This window comes from Pseudomonas saponiphila (assembly GCF_900105185.1).
GTDB classification, from domain to species: Bacteria; Pseudomonadota; Gammaproteobacteria; order Pseudomonadales; family Pseudomonadaceae; genus Aquipseudomonas; species Aquipseudomonas saponiphila.
The window spans coordinates 1,521,409-1,540,753 of record NZ_FNTJ01000002.1 but is presented as its reverse complement, the minus strand read 5'-3'; the positions used below and the strand labels follow the sequence as shown (position 1 = coordinate 1,540,753).

The 19,345-nt window shown below is 61.9% G+C and carries 17 protein-coding genes; 8 read left to right on the top strand and 9 right to left on the bottom strand.

The genetic code is table 11. The features are described 5' to 3' along the window. Nucleotides 1–60: 60 nt before the first annotated feature. Entirely contained in the window at nt 61–1,521 is a 1,461-nt protein-coding gene (gene mltF, locus BLV47_RS28880; protein WP_092319860.1) for a membrane-bound lytic murein transglycosylase MltF, read from the top strand. A 64-nt stretch (nt 1,522–1,585) separates the two neighbouring features. Here mltF and pdxJ read toward each other — a convergent pair whose 3' ends face one another. The 8 genes from pdxJ to lptF form a co-directional block, all read right to left on the bottom strand. Continuing rightward, a complete protein-coding gene (gene pdxJ / locus BLV47_RS28875) occupies nt 1,586–2,332 on the bottom strand; it encodes a pyridoxine 5'-phosphate synthase (RefSeq protein ID WP_060842554.1) in 747 nt (248 codons plus the stop codon). Between the two features lie 132 nt (nt 2,333–2,464). Further along, entirely contained in the window at nt 2,465–3,154 is a 690-nt protein-coding gene (recO, locus tag BLV47_RS28870) for a DNA repair protein RecO (protein WP_092319858.1), read from the bottom strand. Nucleotides 3,155–3,270: 116 nt separating this feature from the next. Further along, nucleotides 3,271–4,173 (bottom strand): GTPase Era, encoded by a 903-nt coding sequence (gene era, locus BLV47_RS28865; protein WP_019094760.1) that lies wholly within the window; start codon nt 4,171–4,173, stop codon nt 3,271–3,273. Continuing rightward, nucleotides 4,166–4,855, bottom strand: a complete 690-nt coding sequence (gene rnc, locus BLV47_RS28860) for a ribonuclease III (RefSeq protein ID WP_011059421.1) — start codon at nt 4,853–4,855, stop codon at nt 4,166–4,168. The genes era and rnc overlap by 8 nt, the downstream gene beginning before the upstream one ends. 215 nt (nt 4,856–5,070) lie before the next feature. After that, nucleotides 5,071–5,925 (bottom strand): signal peptidase I, encoded by an 855-nt coding sequence (gene lepB, locus BLV47_RS28855; protein WP_060837668.1) that lies wholly within the window; start codon nt 5,923–5,925, stop codon nt 5,071–5,073. A 5-nt stretch (nt 5,926–5,930) separates the two neighbouring features. Then, a complete protein-coding gene (gene lepA / locus BLV47_RS28850) occupies nt 5,931–7,730 on the bottom strand; it encodes a translation elongation factor 4 (protein WP_092319856.1) in 1,800 nt (599 codons plus the stop codon). A gap of 168 nt (nt 7,731–7,898) precedes the next feature. Further along, on the bottom strand, nt 7,899–8,960 hold the full coding sequence (gene lptG, locus BLV47_RS28845; protein WP_092319854.1) for an LPS export ABC transporter permease LptG: 1,062 nt from the start codon (nt 8,958–8,960) through the stop codon (nt 7,899–7,901). Then, on the bottom strand, nt 8,953–10,071 hold the full coding sequence (lptF, locus tag BLV47_RS28840; protein ID WP_092319852.1) for an LPS export ABC transporter permease LptF: 1,119 nt from the start codon (nt 10,069–10,071) through the stop codon (nt 8,953–8,955). Before lptF ends, lptG begins: the two co-directional genes overlap by 8 nt. A 306-nt stretch (nt 10,072–10,377) precedes the next feature. Between lptF and BLV47_RS28835 the strand changes: the two genes are divergently transcribed. The 5 genes from BLV47_RS28835 (at nt 10,378) to rlmF (ending at nt 17,011) form a co-directional block, all read left to right on the top strand. Next, nucleotides 10,378–11,868 carry a leucyl aminopeptidase gene (locus BLV47_RS28835; protein ID WP_092319850.1) on the top strand — a complete coding sequence of 497 codons (1,491 nt, stop codon included), beginning with the start codon at nt 10,378–10,380 and terminating at the stop codon, nt 11,866–11,868. A 60-nt stretch (nt 11,869–11,928) separates the two neighbouring features. After that, nucleotides 11,929–12,357 carry a DNA polymerase III subunit chi gene (locus BLV47_RS28830; RefSeq protein WP_092319848.1) on the top strand — a complete coding sequence of 143 codons (429 nt, stop codon included), beginning with the start codon at nt 11,929–11,931 and terminating at the stop codon, nt 12,355–12,357. Between the two features lie 7 nt (nt 12,358–12,364). Further along, nucleotides 12,365–12,844, top strand: a complete 480-nt coding sequence (locus tag BLV47_RS28825) for a DNA polymerase III subunit chi (protein ID WP_092319846.1) — start codon at nt 12,365–12,367, stop codon at nt 12,842–12,844. A gap of 119 nt (nt 12,845–12,963) precedes the next feature. Then, a complete protein-coding gene (locus BLV47_RS28820) occupies nt 12,964–15,810 on the top strand; it encodes a valine--tRNA ligase (protein ID WP_092319844.1) in 2,847 nt (948 codons plus the stop codon). A 175-nt stretch (nt 15,811–15,985) separates the two neighbouring features. Continuing rightward, nucleotides 15,986–17,011 (top strand): 23S rRNA (adenine(1618)-N(6))-methyltransferase RlmF, encoded by a 1,026-nt coding sequence (rlmF, locus tag BLV47_RS28815; RefSeq protein ID WP_092319842.1) that lies wholly within the window; start codon nt 15,986–15,988, stop codon nt 17,009–17,011. 93 nt (nt 17,012–17,104) lie between these two features. On the opposite strand, the gene BLV47_RS28810 is transcribed toward rlmF, so the two are convergent. Then, nucleotides 17,105–17,386 carry an HU family DNA-binding protein gene (locus BLV47_RS28810; protein WP_003440137.1) on the bottom strand — a complete coding sequence of 94 codons (282 nt, stop codon included), beginning with the start codon at nt 17,384–17,386 and terminating at the stop codon, nt 17,105–17,107. Nucleotides 17,387–17,780: 394 nt separating this feature from the next. On the opposite strand from BLV47_RS28810, the gene yejK reads away from it, so the two are divergent. Further along, entirely contained in the window at nt 17,781–18,785 is a 1,005-nt protein-coding gene (gene yejK, locus BLV47_RS28805; RefSeq protein ID WP_092319840.1) for a nucleoid-associated protein YejK, read from the top strand. Continuing rightward, complete coding sequence (locus BLV47_RS28800) at nt 18,785–19,147, top strand: glutaredoxin family protein (RefSeq protein WP_092319838.1); 363 nt, start codon at nt 18,785–18,787, stop codon at nt 19,145–19,147. The genes yejK and BLV47_RS28800 overlap by 1 nt, the downstream gene beginning before the upstream one ends. The last annotated feature ends 198 nt before the right edge of the window (nt 19,148–19,345 follow it).

The window sequence follows — 19,345 nt, the reverse complement described above, 5'->3', positions numbered from 1 at the left end:
GCAGACAAGCCCTTCGCTGTCGAGATATGGCGGCCGTTATCCTTTGCGTATACTGCGCCAATGTTTTCCCCTATGGCTTTACGTCCGCGCTGCGCCAAGTGGCTCATCGTAACCGGACTCTTCCTGATGCTCGGCGCCTGCGTTGAAAAACCCAGCACCCTTGAGCGTGTAAAGGAGGATGGTGTGCTGCGGGTGATCACCCGTAACAGCCCTGCCACCTACTTTCAGGACCGCAATGGCGAAACCGGCTTCGAATACGAGCTGGTGAAGCGCTTTGCCGACGATCTGGGCGTGGAGCTGAAGATCGAAACCGCCGACAACCTCGACGACCTGTACAACCAGCTGGGCCAGCCTAAAGGCCCGGTGCTGGCTGCCGCCGGCCTGGTGAGCAGCGAGCAGCGCAAGCAGCAGGTGCGGTTTTCCCACCCTTACCTGGAAGTCACCCCGCAGATCATCTATCGCAACGGCCAGTCCCGCCCTACCAGCGCGCAGAACCTGGTGGGCAAGCACATCATGGTGCTCAAGGGCAGCAGCCACGCCGAACAACTGGCACAACTCAAGCTCAAGTACCCCGGCATCGAGTATGAAGAGTCGGACGCCGTCGAGGTCGTCGACCTGCTGCGCATGGTGGACGAAGGCCAGATCGACCTGACCCTGGTGGACTCCAACGAACTGGCGATGAACCAGGTGTACTTCCCCAATGTGCGGGTCGCCTTCGACCTGGGGGACGCCCGCAGCCAGAGCTGGGCGGTAGCCGCCGGCGACGACAACAGCCTGCTCAACGAAATCAACGGTTTCCTCGACAAGGTGGAGAAGAACGGCACCCTGCAACGCCTCAAGGACCGCTATTACGGCCATGTGGATGTGCTTGGCTATGTCGGCGCCTACACCTTCGCCCAACACCTGCAGCAGCGCCTGCCCAAGTACGAGAAGCACTTCAAGAATTCGGCCAAGCAGGAGAAGCTCGACTGGCGCCTGCTGGCGGCGGTGGGCTACCAGGAATCCATGTGGCAGGCCGAGGTCACCTCCAAGACCGGGGTGCGCGGGCTGATGATGCTGACCCAGAACACCGCCCAGGCCATGGGCGTGTCCAACCGCCTGGACCCCAAGCAGAGCATCAGTGGCGGGGCCAAGTACCTGGCCTATATCAAGGAACAGCTGGACGACAAGATCGAGGAACCGGATCGCACCTGGTTCGCCCTCGCCGCCTACAACGTCGGCACCGGCCACCTGGACGACGCCCGCAAGCTGGCGGAAAGGGAAGGCCTGAACCCGAACAAATGGCTGGATGTGAAGAAGATGCTGCCACGGCTGTCGCAAAAGCAGTGGTACAGCAAGACCCGCTATGGCTACGCCCGGGGCGGCGAGCCGGTGCACTTCGTCGCCAACATCCGGCGCTACTACGACATCCTGACCTGGGTGACCCAGCCGCAGCTGGAAGGCGATCAGGTCGCCGAGGGCAACCTGCACGTGCCCGGGGTCAACAAGACCAAGCCGCCGGAAGACAATCCGCCGCTCTAAAAGCCTTCGCCGGCAAGCCGGCTCCTACAGAGGTTGCAGGAATCAGCTTGCCGGCGAAGAGCACTCAGGCCTTGGCGGCAGCCGCCAGGATCAGCGCTTTCATCTCGGCTACCGCACCCTTGAAACCGACGAACAGGGCATGCGCCACCAGGGCATGGCCGATGTTCAGCTCATTGATGCCCTTGATCGCTGCCACCGCTTCAACGTTGTGGTAATGCAGGCCGTGGCCGGCATTGACGATCAGGCCCTGGGCCAGACCCACGGCAACCCCGTCGACGATGCGCTGCAGCTCGTCGGCCACTTCACTCGGCGTCTGGGCATCGGCATAACGCCCTGTGTGCAGCTCGATGGCCGGCGCACCAACGCGTTTGGAGGCCTCGATCTGACGCTCGTCGGCGTCGATGAACAGCGACACTTCGGAACCGATTTTCGACAAGCGCTCCACCGCCGCCTTGATCCGTGCTTCCTGCCCGGCCACGTCAAGACCGCCTTCGGTGGTCAGCTCCTGACGGGTTTCCGGCACCAGGCAGATATGCGCCGGGCGAATGCGCTCGGCAAACGCCATCATCTCTTCGGTGACGCCCATCTCGAAGTTCATGCGGGTCTGCAGCACGTCCTTGAGCAGCAGCACGTCGCGCTCCTGAATGTGCCGGCGGTCTTCGCGCAGGTGCACGGTGATGCCGTCGGCACCCGCCTCTTCCGCATCCAGAGCGGCCTTGACCGGGTCAGGGTAACGAGTGCCGCGGGCCTGACGCAGGGTGGCAACGTGATCGATGTTCACGCCGAGAAGAATGCGATTGCTGGTGGTCACGGAAGCGCTCCTGGATAAATGAAAATTCGGCGCACAGCATACGGGGAGAACAGGGTCCGTTGCCATTTGCGCGAACGCAGAATGAGCGCTGCAAGTGGCCGGCCACCGCCGATGGATGAGCGGCAAGTGCGCCTAGGGCTTGCGAAACAGCTCGCGACTGACCAGGGGCCGCCCGCCCAGGTGCACGGCCAGGGCCTGGCGCATCAGGCGCTTGGCCGCCGACAAGGCACCGGGAGCGCTCCAGTCGGCCTCGGCCATGGCCAACAGCTCGATGCCATTGAACAGGCCCGGTTGCAGCAGGAAGACCTGCTCCAGTCCGGCATCCACCTGCAGGCGATACAGACCATCGGCAACGATGGGCGCGCCATGGATATCGCGGTCCAGGGCAAAGCCATAGCCCAGGTCGTCCAGCAGCCGCCATTCGAACGCCCGCAGCAGGGGCTCCAGGGGCCGGCCTTCGGCCAGGGCCAGCAACGTGGCGGCGTAGTGGTCGAACACCGCCGGATGCGGATCTTCCGCCGGCAGCAGGCGGATCAGCAACTCATTCAGATACAGGCCGCTGAACAGGGCTTCGCCATTGAGCCAGGCGGCGATGCCGGCACTTTCCATGCGCCCGACGTTCTTCAACTCGCCGCGACCGCGAAACTCGACTTCCAGGGGCACGAAGGGGCGTGCCAGGGTGCCGGCCTTGCCCCGGGCATTGCGCAATACGGCGCGCAGGCGGCCTTGAGGGGTGAGGAAATCCACCAGGGCGCTGCTTTCACGGTAGGCGCGGCTGTGCAGGACGTAGGCGAGCTGGCCGACTGGGGCGTTGCTGGACATGGTTGCGGGGGATCTCAGGGGCAGAGAGGGAACCGGGTCCGGAGAAGGAGGTGAAGCTGTTCGCCGGCAAGCCGGCTCCTACAGGGTGTTGCAGGAGCCGGCTGCCGGCGAAAGGTTCAGAGGTCGCCGTAGCCCAGGGAGCGCAAGGCGCGCTCGTCGTCGGACCAGCCGCCCTTGACCTTGACCCAGAGGTTGAGCATGACCTTGGAGTCGAACAGCAGCTCCATGTCCTTGCGCGCTTCCATGCCGATGCGCTTGATCCGCTCACCCTTGTCGCCAATGATGATTTTCTTCTGTCCATCGCGCTCGACGAGGATCAAGGCATGAATGTGCAGGGTCTTGCCCTGCTGCTTGAACTCTTCGATTTCCACGGTGATCTGGTACGGCAGCTCGGCACCCAGCTGGCGCATGATCTTCTCGCGTACCAGTTCGGCAGCCAGGAAGCGACTGCTGCGATCGGTGATCTGGTCTTCCGGGAAGAAGTGGTCGTTCTCCGGCAGGTGCTTGGCGATCAGGCCTTCCAGGGCTTCGAGGTTATGCCCCTGCTGGGCGGAAACCGGCACGATCTCGGCGTTCGGCAGTTGCTCCTGCAGCCAGGTCAGGTGCGGCATCAGCTCGGCCTTGTCCTCGATGCGATCGGTCTTGTTGATCGCCAGGATCACCGGCCCCTGAACGTACTGCACACGCTCCAGCACCAGTTGGTCCTCATCGGTCCACTTGGTGCGGTCGACCACGAAGATCACCACGTCGACGTCTTTCAAGGCCGCCGAAGCGGTCTTGTTCATGTAGCGGTTCAGCGCCTTCTCGTTGCTCTTGTGCATGCCGGGGGTGTCGACGTAGATCGCCTGGATGGCGCCTTCGGTCTTGATCCCGAGCATGTTGTGGCGAGTGGTCTGAGGCTTGCGCGAGGTGATCGCCAGCTTCTGGCCGAGGATGTGGTTGAGCAGCGTCGACTTGCCCACGTTGGGGCGGCCGACGATGGCGACATAGCCACAGCGTGTTGCGGTTGAATCAGTCATGGCCATTCTCCACGCCCAGGGCAATCAGTGCTGCAGCGGCCGCTACCTGTTCGGCAATACGACGGCTCACACCCTGACCTCGGCTTTTTTCATTCAATAAGGTGACTTCACATTCAACGAAGAATGTCCGGCAGTGCGGTTCGCCCTGGATATCCACCACTTCGTAGCGCGGCAGTTCGCAGGCACGGGACTGGAGGAACTCCTGCAGCCGGGTCTTGGGGTCCTTGTTGGTGTCCACCAGGGTCAGGCTCTCGAACTCCGAGGCCAGCCAGGACAGCACGCGATCGCGGGCGGTTTCCATGCCGGCGTCCAGGTAGATCGCACCAATCAGGGCTTCCAGGGCATCGGCCAGGATCGATTCGCGACGGAAACCGCCACTCTTCAATTCGCCGGAGCCCAGGCGCAGGTATTCGCCCAGGTCGAAACCGCGGGCCAGTACCGCCAGGGTTTCACCCTTCACCAGGCGCGCGCGCAAACGCGACAGCTGGCCTTCGCGGGCCTGGGGGAAACGCTCGAACAACGCCTCGCCGGCGACGAAGTTGAGAATGGCGTCACCGAGAAACTCCAGGCGCTCGTTGTTGCGTCCGGCAAAGCTGCGGTGAGTGAGAGCCAGGAGCATCAGTTCCTGGTCCTTGAAGGAATAGCCGAGCTGACGCTCGAGACGGCTCAAAGAAACGCTCACGGTTTACCCACACTGATTTCGTTGCCGAAACTCGCCATCCTAGGGGCCGCGCACGAAGTGCGGGTGGCAATTAACGCTGTGTTCAAATCCACATCCTGAATATCGTTGACTGCATGCTTCTGGCGATAAGGCTGTTACGGATGGCCCGAAGGCGCGCCGTTTTATACAAGAGCCAGAAAAGCATTCGGCGCTGTGTTCAACAGCGCCGTGTGTGATTACTTGATCAGGCCAACCCGCGAGAAATTCGGCAGGTGGCTGAGTTTCGGTTCGGGCCAGCTCATCCAGACTGCGAAGGCCTTGCCGACGATATTCTTGTCGGGAACCATGCCCAGCAGGTCTTTGGGAATACTCGGATCGTCCCAGTAGCGACTGTCGTTGGAGTTGTCGCGGTTGTCGCCCATCATGAAGTAGTGCCCGGCGGGAACAACCCAACGACCGTCTGGAGTGGCCCGATAGCGGCTCATTTCCTTGCGGATCAAGTGTTCGGCGGCACCGAGTTTCTCCTTGTACAGCTCAGCACTGCCCAGGGTGCCGGGCTCAGCGCCGACCAACTGCTCTGCCACCGGCTGGCCGTTGACGAACAGATGCTTGTCGCTGGTGTAGCGCACTTCATCCCCCGGCAGGCCCACTACACGCTTGATGTAGTTGACGTTGGGGTCGCTTGGGTAGCGGAACACCATCACATCGCCGCGTTGCGGATCACCGATCTCGATGACTTTCTTGTCGATCACCGGCAAGCGGATCCCGTAGGAAAACTTGTTCACCAGGATGAAGTCGCCCACATCCAGGGTCGGCTTCATCGAGCCAGACGGAATCTGGAACGGTTCCACCAGGAACGAACGCAGCACCAAGACAATGAACAACACCGGAAAGAACGACTTGCCGTATTCAACCAGCAGCGGTTCCTTGTTCAGCTTCTCGACCACCAGCCCATCCGGCTGGCTGACGCTGCCCTGATAGTTGGCGATGGCCGCGCGTCGACGCGGTGCGAGAAACACCAAGTCGAGCAACGCCAAGAAACCGCATACGAAGACAGCGATGACCAGCAACAGCGGGAAATTTAGTGACATAGGACCTAACTATCCAACCTGAGCACGGCAAGGAAGGCTTCCTGTGGAATTTCCACGTTGCCCACTTGCTTCATGCGTTTCTTACCGGCCTTCTGCTTTTCCAACAGCTTGCGCTTACGGCTGACGTCGCCGCCGTAGCATTTGGCCAGTACGTTCTTTCTGAGGGCCTTGACGGTTGTCCGCGCCACAATCTGCCCGCCGATGGCGGCCTGGATTGCCACGTCAAACATCTGTCGAGGAATCAGATCTTTCATCTTCTCGGTCAACGCACGCCCTTTGTAGTGGGCGTTGTCACGGTGCACGATCAATGCCAGGGCATCGACCTTGTCGCCGTTGATCAATACATCCAGCTTGACCAGATTAGCTGACTGGTAGCGATCGAAGTGGTAATCCAGCGATGCGTAGCCACGGCTGGTGGACTTCAGGCGATCGAAGAAATCCAGTACCACTTCGTTCATCGGCAGATCGTAGGTCACCTGGACCTGGCTGCCCAGGAACAGCATGTCATGCTGCACACCGCGTTTCTCGATGCACAGGGTTATGACGTTGCCCAGGTGCTCTTGCGGCACAAGGATATTGGCCCGCACGATCGGCTCGCGCATGTCTTCGATCGACGACAGGTCCGGAAGCTTGGACGGGTTGTCGACATAGATGGTTTCGCCGGTCTTGAGCAGCAGCTCGAAGATCACCGTCGGCGCGGTGGTGATCAGGTCCAGGTCGTATTCGCGCTCCAGGCGCTCCTGGATGATCTCCATGTGCAGCATGCCGAGGAACCCGCAACGGAAGCCGAAGCCCAGGGCGTCGGAGCTTTCCGGGGTGTACTGCAGCGACGAGTCGTTGAGGGTGAGCTTCTGCAACGCTTCGCGGAAATCCTCGAAGTCATCGGAGCTGACCGGGAACAGGCCGGCATAGACCTGCGGCTGGATGCGCTTGAAGCCCGGCAGCACTTCCACGTCCGGGGTCGAACTCAAGGTCAGGGTGTCACCCACCGGTGCCCCGTGAATGTCCTTGATACCGGCGATGATGAAGCCCACTTCACCGGCCTTGAGGTCGGCAGTGGCGGTGTGTTTCGGGTTGAATACACCGACGCTGTCCACCAGGTGGATCTTGCCGGTGGATTTCACCAGGATCTTGTCGCCTTTCTTCACCCGGCCGTGACGCACACGCACCAGGGATACGACGCCCAGGTAGTTGTCGAACCAGGAGTCGATGATCAGCGCTTGCAGCGGGTCTTCGATATTGCCGGTCGGCGCCGGAATGGTGGCCACCAGGCGCTCGAGCACCTCGTCCACACCCAGGCCTGTCTTGGCGCTGCAGGTCACGGCGTCGGTGGCATCGATACCGATGATCTTCTCGATCTCTTCCTTGACCCGCTCCGGATCGGCCTGTGGCAGGTCGATCTTGTTCAGCACCGGCATCACTTCCAGGCCCTGTTCGATGGCGGTGTAGCAGTTGGCTACCGACTGGGCTTCAACGCCCTGACCGGCATCCACCACCAGCAGCGCGCCTTCACAGGCCGCCAGGGAGCGACTGACTTCATAGGTGAAGTCCACGTGGCCCGGGGTATCGATGAAGTTCAGCTGGTAGGTAATGCCATCGCGGGCTTTGTAATAGAGGGTGACACTGTGGGCCTTGATGGTGATCCCGCGCTCACGTTCAAGATCCATGGAGTCCAGAACCTGGGCTTCCATTTCGCGATCGGCCAGGCCGCCGCACATCTGGATGAAGCGATCGGCCAGAGTCGACTTGCCATGGTCAATGTGGGCGATGATGGAGAAATTGCGGATATGACTCAAATCACTCACGGATGAACACTCAAAAAGGCTGCAGGCATGGCCCGCCGAAAAATAGCCGGGAATTGTACCTGATACTCGGCACGAGCGTCACGCTCGCCTGTCAGCGTTTGTCAAATGCAAAAACGCCCCGATCCAAGGACCGGGGCGTTGCGCTTGAAACCTGGCAGAACCGCGAAATCAACCGGCCCGGCGCAGCAGCCAGAAGCCGGCAATGGCGCAGATGCCTGCCGGCACCAGCACTGCAAACAGCGGCGAGAAGCCAAAAACCAGGCTCGAAGGCCCCAGCAGGTCCTGGGCGATGCGGAATGTGAACCCCACCAGCACACCGGTGAACACGCGCTGACCGAGGGTCACCGAACGCAGCGGGCCGAAGATGAAGGAAATCGCCATCAAGACCAAGGCCGCCGTCACCAGGGGCTGCAGGACCTTGACCCAGAACGCCAGCCAGTAGCGACCGTTGTTCAGCCCCTGGTCCGCCAGGTAATGGATATAGCCCCACAGACCGCTGATCGACAGCGACTCCGGTGCCATCACCACAGTGCTCAGCAGCTGCGGGCTCAGGGCCACGTCCCAACGCTCGTCGGGCACGCTGATGACTTCGGTGTGCCCTTCACGGAAATAGGTGGTGGTGACATCCGTCAACTGCCAGTAGTTCTCGTGGAAGCGCGCCTGGCGGGCGAAGCTCGACGACAGCATGTGGTGATTGTCATCGAAGTGGTAGCGAGTCACGCCATACAGCAAGCCATTGGGTTGCACGGCGTTGATGTGGATGAACTCCTCGCCCTGACGGTGCCACAGGCCGTGCTTGGAGCTCTGGGCATCGCCGGAACCCTGTGCCAGGGCGCGACTGGCCTGGGCCTGAGTCTCGGTGGCCGGGGCCACGTACTCGCCCACCAGCACACCCACCAGCATCAGCACCAGCATGGGCTTCATGACCGCCCAGACGATACGACCGACGGAAACACCGGCGGCGCGCATGATGGTCAGTTCGCTGTTGCTGGCCAAAGAGCCCAGGCCGATCAGGCAGCCGATCAGAGCCGCCATCGGCAGCATCTCGTAGACCCGGCGCGGAGCGGTGAGGACGACGTAGCTCATCACGTCCATCACGGTGTAGGTATCGCTGACGCTGCCCATCTCATCGATGAAGGCAAACAGCGAGGCCAGCCCGAGGATGATTCCCAGGACCGCGAGAATGGCCATGAACACACTGCTACCGATGTAGCGATCGAGCTTAACCACGAGCCATCTCCTTCATGCTGCGACGACTCGCCATTTTCAACCGCATCGGTTCCCAGTACATCAAGCCCAGGCCAATGGCCAGGAACAGCAGGTGGACCCACCACAGCCCCAGGACAGGCGAGATCTTGCCTTTCTCCAGGGCACCGCGCACCGCGATCAGGATGGTCAGGTACGCCATGTACAACAGAATGGCCGGGATCAGCTTGAGGAAGCGGCCCTGGCGTGGATTGACCCGGGACAGCGGCACCGCCATCAGGGTCACGATAAATACCAGCAACGGCAGGGACAGGCGCCATTGCAGTTCGGCACGGGCCCGCAGGTCGTCCTTGCCGATCAGGTCGCGGGTCGGCATGGCATCACGATCGGTGACCTCGTCACTGACATCCGGACGCTGCAGCAGCACGCCATAGGTGTCGTACTTGATCACCCGATAGTTGGCCTCGCCCGGGTTGCCGTCATAGCGGTAGCCGTTTTCCAGGATCAGGTAGCGATTGCCGTCGGGTCGGATGTCCTGATGGCCCTTCTCGGCCACCAGCACCGAGATGCCCTGGTCCTTCTTTTCCTGATTCAGGCGTTTCTCGGAGATGAACACCCCGGAAAGATTGGTCCGGTCTTCCGACAACTGCTCGGTGTAAGTCACCCGGGTGCCGTCGTTGAGCGCCTGAAAGCGTCCGGCCACCAGGGTGTCGAACTCGGTCAGGGCATCCTGTTTGTTCAGCAGCAACTGGAACTGGTTGGCCCCCTGCGGCGCCAGGCTCAGGCTCAGCCACGCCACCACCAGAGCCACCAGGGCGGCCGGAATCATGGTCATGCCCAGCAGGCGCTGCTGGCTCATGCCGGTCGCGGACAACACGGTCATCTCGCTTTCGAGATAAAGCCGGCCATAAGCCAGAAGAATGCCGAGGAACAGCCCCAGAGGCAGGATCAGTTGCAGGAAGCCCGGCAGACGAAAACCCATGATCAGGAACAGCGAGCCCGGGTCCAGAGCGCCCGAGGCGGCTTGAGCGAGGAACTTGACGAAGCGCCCGCTCATGATGATGACCAGCAGCACCGCACTTACGGCACTCAGGGTCAGCAGGATTTCGCGGGATAGATAACGAAAGACGATCAAACCAGACACTCCAGGGTTGTCAGGCTAAGGCGGCCGAACAAGCAAACGTATCGAGCCGGCCCCAAAATGCAGGGCCGCCGAAAAAGATGGCGCATTATCCTGTGATTGCGCGCGCCTGTCACGGAGGATGCTCTTGCGGCGCTCTGAAGCGGCGAACTTGGCCGATACGAGGGTTGTCAGCCGCGACCGGCGAGGTTCAAACTGGCGGCTTTGTCGTCGCCAGCAGGCGACGCCTTCTTCTATATAGATAAGCCCCGCGCCGGAGTCTTTCCTGCGCTCTTAGACCATTCATTCAGGGACCCGGACATGGAACTGGTTGTAAAAAGCGTTAGCCCGGAAACGTTGAAGACCGCCACCCTGGTGGTCGGCATCGGCGAAGACCGCAAGCTCGGCAGCGTCGCCCAGCAACTCGACGAACTCAGCGGCGGTGCCATCAGCGCCGTGCTCAAGCGCGGCGACCTGGCCGGCAAGGTCGGTCAGAGCCTGCTGCTGCACGGCGTAGCCAAGCTCAAGGCCGAACGCGTGCTGCTGGTTGGCACCGGCAAGGATGGCGAACTGGGCGACCGCTCGTTCCGCAAGATCATCAGTGGCGTACTGAGCACGCTCAAGGGCCTGGGCGGCAGCGACGCCGCGCTGGCTCTGGACGAAGTCGTGGTCAAGGGCCGCGACAGCTACGGCAAGACCCGCCTGCTGGCGGAAACCCTGGTGGACGGTGGCTATGTCTTCGACCGCTACAAGAGCCAGAAGGCCGAACCTCGCGCCCTGAAGAAAATCACCCTGCTGACCATCAAGGCCGCCGAGGCACAAGTCCAGCGCGGCGTGACCCACGCCCAGGCCATCGCCAAGGGCATGGCCTTCACTCGCGACCTGGGCAACCTGCCGCCGAACGTCTGCCACCCGACCTTCCTCGGCGAACAGGCCAAGGCTCTGGGTAAAGAATTCAAGGGCCTGAAAGTCGAAGTCCTCGACGAGAAGAAGATCAAGGAACTGGGCATGGGCTCGTTCTATGCCGTGGGCCAGGGCAGCGACCAGCCACCACGCCTGATCGTCATGCAGTACAACGGCGGCAAGAAGTCCGAGAAGCCGTTTGCCCTGGTGGGCAAGGGCATCACCTTCGACACCGGCGGCATCAGCCTCAAGCCCGGCGCCGGCATGGATGAGATGAAATACGACATGGGCGGTGCCGCCAGCGTGTTCGGCACCCTGCGTGCGGTGCTGGAGCTCAAGCTGCCGATCAACCTGGTGTGCATCCTCGCCTGCGCCGAGAACATGCCCAGCGGCGGTGCTTCCCGTCCTGGCGACATCGTCACCACCATGAGCGGCCAGACCGTGGAAATCCTCAACACCGACGCCGAAGGCCGTCTGGTGCTGTGTGACGCCCTGACCTACGCCGAACGCTTCAAGCCTCAGGCCGTGATCGACATCGCCACCCTCACCGGTGCCTGCATCGTGGCCCTGGGCGCCCACACTTCGGGCCTGCTGGGCAACAACGACGAACTGATCGAGCAACTGCTCAGCGCCGGCCGGCAAGCCGACGACCGTGCCTGGCAACTGCCGCTGTTCGACGAGTACCAGGAGCAGCTGGACAGCCCGTTCGCCGACATCGCCAACATCGGCGGACCAAAGGCCGGCACCATCACCGCCGCCTGCTTCCTGTCGCGCTTCACCAAGAACCTGAACTGGGCGCACCTGGATATCGCCGGCACCGCCTGGACCAGCGGCGGCAAGGACAAGGGCGCCACCGGCCGTCCCGTGCCCCTACTGACCCAATATCTGCTGGACCGCGCCAAAGCCTGAAAACCATGACCGCGGAGGGTGCCGCTTGAAGGCGGCGCCCTCTCCGGCTCAGGAACCCCAATGACCAAAGTCGACTTTTATATCCTTCCCAGCGCGGACCCTGCGGCGCGCCTGGATTTTGCCTGCAAGCTCACCGACAAGGCCTGGCGCATGGGCCATCGCATCTACCTGCATTGCAGCGATGCCGCGCAACGGGATGAACTCGATGCCCGCCTGTGGCGCTTCAAGGGCGAAACCTTCGTTCCCCACGGCCCGGCGGAAAGCCAACCCGAAGGCTTGATCGTGCTTGGCCTGGGCCAGGACCCCGGCGAACACAACGACCTGCTGGTGAACCTGGACCTGAAAGTACCGGCCTTCGCCCCGCGTTTTGCCCGAATTGCCGAGGTCGTGGTGGAAGACCCGACTATTCGTCAGGCTGCCCGCGAGAGTTTCCGTTTCTATCGCGAACAGGGCTATCCTCTGCAAGATCACCGTTTACAGCGACTCTGAGCACCCGATGGACACTCCCAACCCGCTGCAAAAACCCGCGCATCTGCTGGACGACCTCGAGTCGATCCGCAAACTGCTCGGTGATGACAACCTGCAACCACCGCTGCTGACCGAAACCGTGAGCAGTGAAGTGCAAATCCCCCTGCTGTTCGACATGGTAGGCGGCCAGCAACAGGCCACAATCGAAACCGCGCCTGCAGCGCCAGCCAAACCGCAACCTGCGCCGGCCCCGGCTCAAGTCGCAGCACCCGCACCCACCCCTGCTCCGCCCCCAGCTCCCGTGCCAACGCCGGCAGCCAAACCCGCAGCCGCCAGCAACAGTGCCGACGCCCTGCTGCATCTGGACACCGAGTTGCGCGCCGCCGCGCAATTGATCATGCAAGACGTGATCGACGACTTCGCCCCGCACATCGAAACCGAGATCAAGCGCCGCCTCGACGCCCGCCTGGAACGCCTGCTCGCAGCAGCCACCAACGGCAAACCATAAGCCACACGCAAAAGCCGGGCATGGTCATCTTGTCGCTTGTCGCTTGTGGCTTGCTGCTGCCCCCCTCCGCTATACTTCCCGGCTTTTCCTGAATAAATGCCAATAGGGTCCCGCCGCGCATGGATAAGACCTACCAGCCGCACGCCATTGAAACTTCCTGGTACCAGACCTGGGAGTCCGAGAACTACTTCGCCCCGCAAGGCGCGGGCGATTCCTACACCATCATGATCCCGCCGCCGAACGTCACCGGCAGCCTGCACATGGGCCACGGCTTCAACAACGCGATCATGGACGCCCTGATCCGCTTCCGCCGCATGCAGGGTCGCAACACCCTGTGGCAGCCGGGCACCGACCACGCCGGTATCGCCACGCAGATGCTGGTGGAGCGCCAGATCGAAGCCCAAGGCCAGAATCGTCACGATCTGGGCCGGGAAAAATTCCTCGAAAAAGTCTGGGAATGGAAGGATCAGTCCGGGGGCAACATCAGCCGCCAGATCCGCCGCCTGGGCTCCTCCGTGGACTGGAGCCGCGAGCGCTTCACCATGGACGACGGTCTCTCGGAAGCGGTCAAGGAAGCCTTCGTGCGCCTGCACGAAGACGGCCTGATCTACCGCGGCAAGCGCCTGGTGAACTGGGACACCAAGCTGCACACGGCGATTTCCGATCTGGAAGTGGAAAACCACGACGAGAAAGGCTTCCTGTGGAACCTCAAGTACCCACTGGCCGACGGCGCCAAGACCGCTGAAGGCAACGACTACCTGATCGTCGCCACCACCCGTCCGGAAACCATGCTCGGCGACTCGGCCGTCGCGGTGAACCCCGAAGACGAGCGTTACAAGGCCCTGATCGGCAAGTTCGTGGAACTGCCGCTGGTCGGCCGCCGCATCCCGATCATCGCCGACGACTACTGCGATCCTGAATTCGGCACCGGCTGCGTGAAGATCACCCCGGCCCACGATTTCAACGACTACGAAGTCGGCAAGCGCCACAACCTGCCGCTGCTGAACATCTTCGACAAGAACGCCGCCGTGTTGCCGGCCTGCCAGGTGTTCAACCTGGACGGCAGCCTCAACGAAACCATCGACGGCAAGATCCCGGCCGAATACGTGGGCCTGGACCGCTTCGAAGCGCGCAAGCAGATCGTCGCCGCCTTCGACGCCGCCGGCCTGCTGGTCAGCGTCGACGACCACGCTCTGAAAGTGCCGAAGGGCGACCGCTCCGGCACCGTCATCGAGCCGTGGCTCACCGACCAGTGGTACGTCTCCACCAAGCCGCTGGCCGAGCCGGCCATCGCCGCCGTGGAAGACGGCCGCATCGCCTTCGTGCCCAAGCAGTACGAGAACATGTACTTCTCCTGGATGCGCGACATCCAGGACTGGTGCATCAGCCGCCAGCTATGGTGGGGCCACCGGATTCCGGCCTGGTACGACGAATCCGGCAAGGTCTATGTCGGCCGCGACGAAGCGGAAGTGCGCGCCAAGCACAACCTCGGTCCGGACGTTGCCCTACAGCAGGACAACGACGTGCTCGACACCTGGTTCAGCTCGGGCCTGTGGACCTTCTCCACCCTGGGCTGGCCGGAGCAGACCGAGTTCCTCAAGACCTTCCACCCGACCGACGTACTGGTCACCGGCTTCGACATCATTTTCTTCTGGGTCGCCCGGATGATCATGCTCACCATGCACCTGGTGAAAAACGAAGACGGCACGCCGCAGGTTCCGTTCAAGACCGTGTACGTGCACGGCCTGGTCCGCGACGGCCAGGGCCAGAAGATGTCCAAGTCCAAGGGCAACGTCCTCGACCCGCTGGACATCATCGACGGCATCGACCTCGAAACCCTGGTGCAGAAGCGCACCACCGGCCTGATGCAGCCAAAACTGCAGAAAGCCATCGAGAAGCAGACCCGCGCCGAATTCGCCGACGGCATCGCCAGCTACGGCACCGACGCCCTGCGCTTCACCTTCTGCTCCCTGGCCACCACCGGCCGCGACATCAAGTTCGACATGGGCCGCGTCGAGGGCTACCGCAACTTCTGCAACAAGATCTGGAACGCCGCGCGCTACGTGCTGGACAAGGGCGAGGACTGCGGCCAGAACGGCGAAGCCTACGAGCTGTCCCTGGCGGACCGCTGGATCATCTCGCAACTGCAGCGCACCGAAGCCGAAGTCACCCGCCAGCTCGACCAGTTCCGTTTCGACCTGGCCGCCCAGGCCCTGTACGAGTTCATTTGGAACCAGTACTGCGACTGGTACCTGGAGCTGTCCAAGCCGGTGCTGTGGGACGAAAACTCGCCGGTCGAACGCCAGCGCGGCACCCGCCGCACCCTGGTGCGGGTACTGGAAGTGGCCCTGCGCCTGGCGCATCCGTTCATGCCATTCATCACCGAAGAGATCTGGCAGCGCCTGGCGCCGCTGGCGGGCGCGGAAGGCAAGACCATCATGCTGCAACCCTGGCCGGTGGCTAACGAAGCCCGCATCGACCAGGCCGCCGAAGACGACATCGAATGGCTCAAGGGCCTGATGCTCGGCACACGCAACATTCGCGCGGAAATGAACATCGGTCCGGGCAAGCCCCTGGCCCTGTTCCTGAAGAACGCCGGTGCCGAAGACCAGCGTCGCCTGACCGAGAACGAAGCCTTGCTGAAGAAGCTGGCCAAGCTCGAATCCATCACCGTACTGGGCGCCGGCGACGAAGCGCCGCTGTCCGCCACCGCTCTGGTGGGCGAGATGGAAGTGCTGGTGCCAATGGCCGGCCTGATCGACAAGGGTGCGGAACTGGCCCGCCTGGACAAGGAAATCCAGCGCCTGCAAGGCGAAGTGCAGCGGGTGGGCGGCAAGCTGTCCAACGCCTCCTTCGTCGACAAGGCGCCAGCGGAAGTGATCGAGAAGGAACGCGCCAAACTGGCCGAGGCCGAACAGGCCCTGGGCAAGCTGGCGGAACAGCACGCACGGATTTCCAGCCTGTAACGGCGATTCGCGCGATGTGAAAGAGGGAGGCCGGCAACGGCCTCCCTTTTTTATGCGCGTTGTCTCATGCGCCAAGGAGATACGCGTCCATCACTTGTCGCTCACCGCTTGAAACTTACCGCTGTTCCTGTGTGACAATGCCCGCCACTTTGAACCACCCCCGAAACGATCCCCCATGACCGCCCCCAATACCCACAAGCCTGCGCGCAAAAAGCCCAAACCCGCCTCCCCGGCCAAAACCGCCGCGCCCCGGGAAAAGGCCAGCCTGCATCCGCGCAATCGTCACCAGGGGCGTTACGACTTCCCGCAACTGATCAAGAGCACCCCGGAACTGGGGCAGTTCGTGATCCTCAATCCCTACGGCAAGGAAAGTATCGACTTCGCCGACCCGGCCGCCGTGCGGGTGTTCAACCGCGCCCTGCTCAAGGCCTTCTACGGCATTGCCCACTGGGACATTCCGGCGGACTTCCTGTGCCCGCCAGTTCCCGGTCGCGCCGATTACGTGCACTTCCTCGCCGACCTGCTGGCCAGCCACAACCAGGGGGAGATCCCCCGTGGCGCGGCAGTGCGGGTGCTGGACGTCGGGGTCGGCGCCAATTGCATCTACCCGCTGATCGGCTACAGCGACTACCGCTGGCAGTTCCTCGGCTCGGACATCGACAGCACCGCCCTGGCCGCCGCCAAGGCGATTGTCCAGGCCAACGGCCTGAGCAAGGCCATCAACCTGCGCCAGCAAGGCAACCCCAAGCAGATCCTCAACGGCCTGCTGGAAGGCGGCGAGCGTTTCGACCTGACGATGTGCAACCCACCGTTCCATGCCTCGCTGGATGAAGCCACCCGCGGCAGCCAGCGCAAATGGCGAGCCCTGGGCAAGGCCGATCCCAAGCGCAAGCTGCCGGTGCTGAACTTTGGCGGGCAGGCCCGGGAACTCTGGTGCGAAGGCGGCGAGATCCGCTTCGTCAGCCAGTTGATCAGCGAAAGCACAGCCGTCGGCCAGCAAGTGCTGTGGTTCAGCACACTGGTGTCAAAGGCCTCGAACCTGCCGGCGATTGAAAGCGCGCTGAAAAAGGCCGGAGCCCTGGAAAGTCAGGTGGTAGAGATGTCCCAGGGACAGAAACAGAGCCGCTTCGTCGCCTGGACCTTCAAGGACAAGGCACAGCAACAGGCCTGGAGCCAGGAACGTTGGGTCAGGAAGAGCTAAAGAGGCGGGGATTCAATGACGATTCACCTTGCGTGAATCGGTGTCACACAAACCGTGCCCGGAGAACTTCTGAGCACGGTTTCACTGCAAGTATTACTTGTTAACAGCGTCGGTCAGGCCTTTAGCCACAACCAGCTTGATAACTTTCTTGGCAGCGATTTCGATGGCAGCGCCAGTCGATGGGTTACGGCCAGTACGGGCAGGACGCTCGGTCACTTTCAGCTTGCCGATACCTGGCAGAGTGATTTCGCCGCCATTTTCCAATTGATCAGCAACGATCTGGGCCAGTTGGTCCAGAGCGTTACGCGCGGTGGTTTTCGGCGCGTCGATAGCTTCAGCGATATCAGCGATCAGTTGGTCTTTAGTAATAGCCATTGTGGTGTTCCTTCCCTATCAAATTCATTTGGATTGCAGAGTGCAGTGTCAGCCATCGAGCCAGATCTTGTGAATCTGGCACCCCGGTTACAACCACGACAGATCGGGGTTATAGATACCGAAATCAGGGTTTGGTTCGACCCGACAAATGCTGAATGCACGCTTAACGCTGAGACATCGCGTAAGACCGGGCAAAACTAGCACACAGACGGGGAAATATCCGCCTCTACCTAGCCATTTGGTCAGCTTTATTGCTCTAAATCGGTAAAAAAATGCATAAGCGTTACCGACGAGCCGTTCATCGCCTGGCAAACCGCGCCCGAACCCTCGGCTGCGGTACACTGGGCACTTTTTCGGGGAGCCCGCCCTCCCCCTTCAATCAGCCGAGAAGCCCATGCCGATCCGTCATTGCATCGTCCACCTGATCGACAAAAAACCCGACGGCAGCCCCGCAGTTCTGCATGCCCGAGACTCCGAACTGGCAGAGTCCGCGGCCATCGAGAACATGCTCGCCGACCTCAACGAAAGCTATAACGCCAAACAGGGCAAAGCCTGGGGCCTGTTCCATCCCGAGTCCGGCGCTTTCCCCTTCAGCGGCTGGCTGAAGGAATACCTGGACGGCGGCCAGGACTTCACCGCCTTCAGCCGGGTGGCGGTGGAACACCTGCAGAAGCTGATGGAGGAATCCAACCTGTCAGTGGGCGGTCACGTGCTGTTTGCCCACTATCAACAGGGCATGACCGACTACCTGGCCATCGCCCTGCTGCACCATAGCGAAGGCGTGGCGGTGACCGACCAGCTGGACGTGACGCCATCGCGCCACCTGGACCTGGGCCAGTTGCACCTGGCGGCACGGATCAACATCTCCGAGTGGCAGAACAACAAGCAGTCCAAGCAGTACATCTCCTTTATCAAGGGCAAGAACGGCAAGAAGGTTTCGGAGTACTTCCGCGACTTCATCGGCTGCCAGGAAGGCGTCGACGGCCCGGGCGAAACCCGCACCCTGCTCAAGGCCTTCAGTGACTTCGTCGAGAGCGAGGATCTGCCGGAAGAGTCGGCCCGGGAAAAGACCAAGACCCTGGTGGAGTACGCCAGCAGCCAGGCCAAGCTCGGCGAACCCATGGGCCTGGAAGAACTCTCGGAACTGATCGACGAAGACCGCCCCAAGGCCTTCTACGATCACATCCGCAACAAGGATTACGGGCTGTCGCCGGAGATTCCTGCGGATAAACGCACCCTCAATCAGTTCCGCCGCTTCACCGGCCGCGCCGAAGGCTTGTCCATCAGCTTCGAGGCCCACCTGCTGGGCTCGAAGATCGAGTACGACGAAGAAGCCGGGACCCTGATCATCAAGGGCCTGCCGACCCAGCTGACTGACCAGCTCAAGCGCCGCAACTGATGCTCCAGGGGGTATTGAAGAAGTTCTTGCTGATCCTGCTGGTGGTGGTGATCTACCAGCACTGGGGCAAGATCGAGCGCCTGTTCAACCCTTCGGCGGTGGTCAGCGAAGAGATCCGCAACCAGGCCCGGGTAGTGCTCTACGCCACCCAATGGTGCGGCTACTGCAAGGCCACCCGGCGCTTTCTCGATCAGAAGGGCATTCCCTACCGCGAGTTCGACATCGAGAAAGATGCCGAGGCGCGCAAGGCCTATAGCGCCCTGGGCGGTGCCGGGATTCCGATCCTGGACGTGAATGGCAGCCTGATCCGCACCTACGATCCCGAGGCCATCATGGCGGCGCTGCAACCTAAGGCTTTGTAAGAAAAGCCTTGATACTCGGTGATGCTGCGTTGAAAACGGCCTCGTGCACGAGTCCGATCGGAATGCTCGTTTACAACCCGTAAAGTCGAACGCGACCCCGGCCGTTCCTCGACCGTTTTCGCCTTGCCTGACCTTTGTCTCAAAACTATTCGTACAGAGCCTGGCGGGAGGCACTTGCCGGCGAAGCCGCAGATCGTG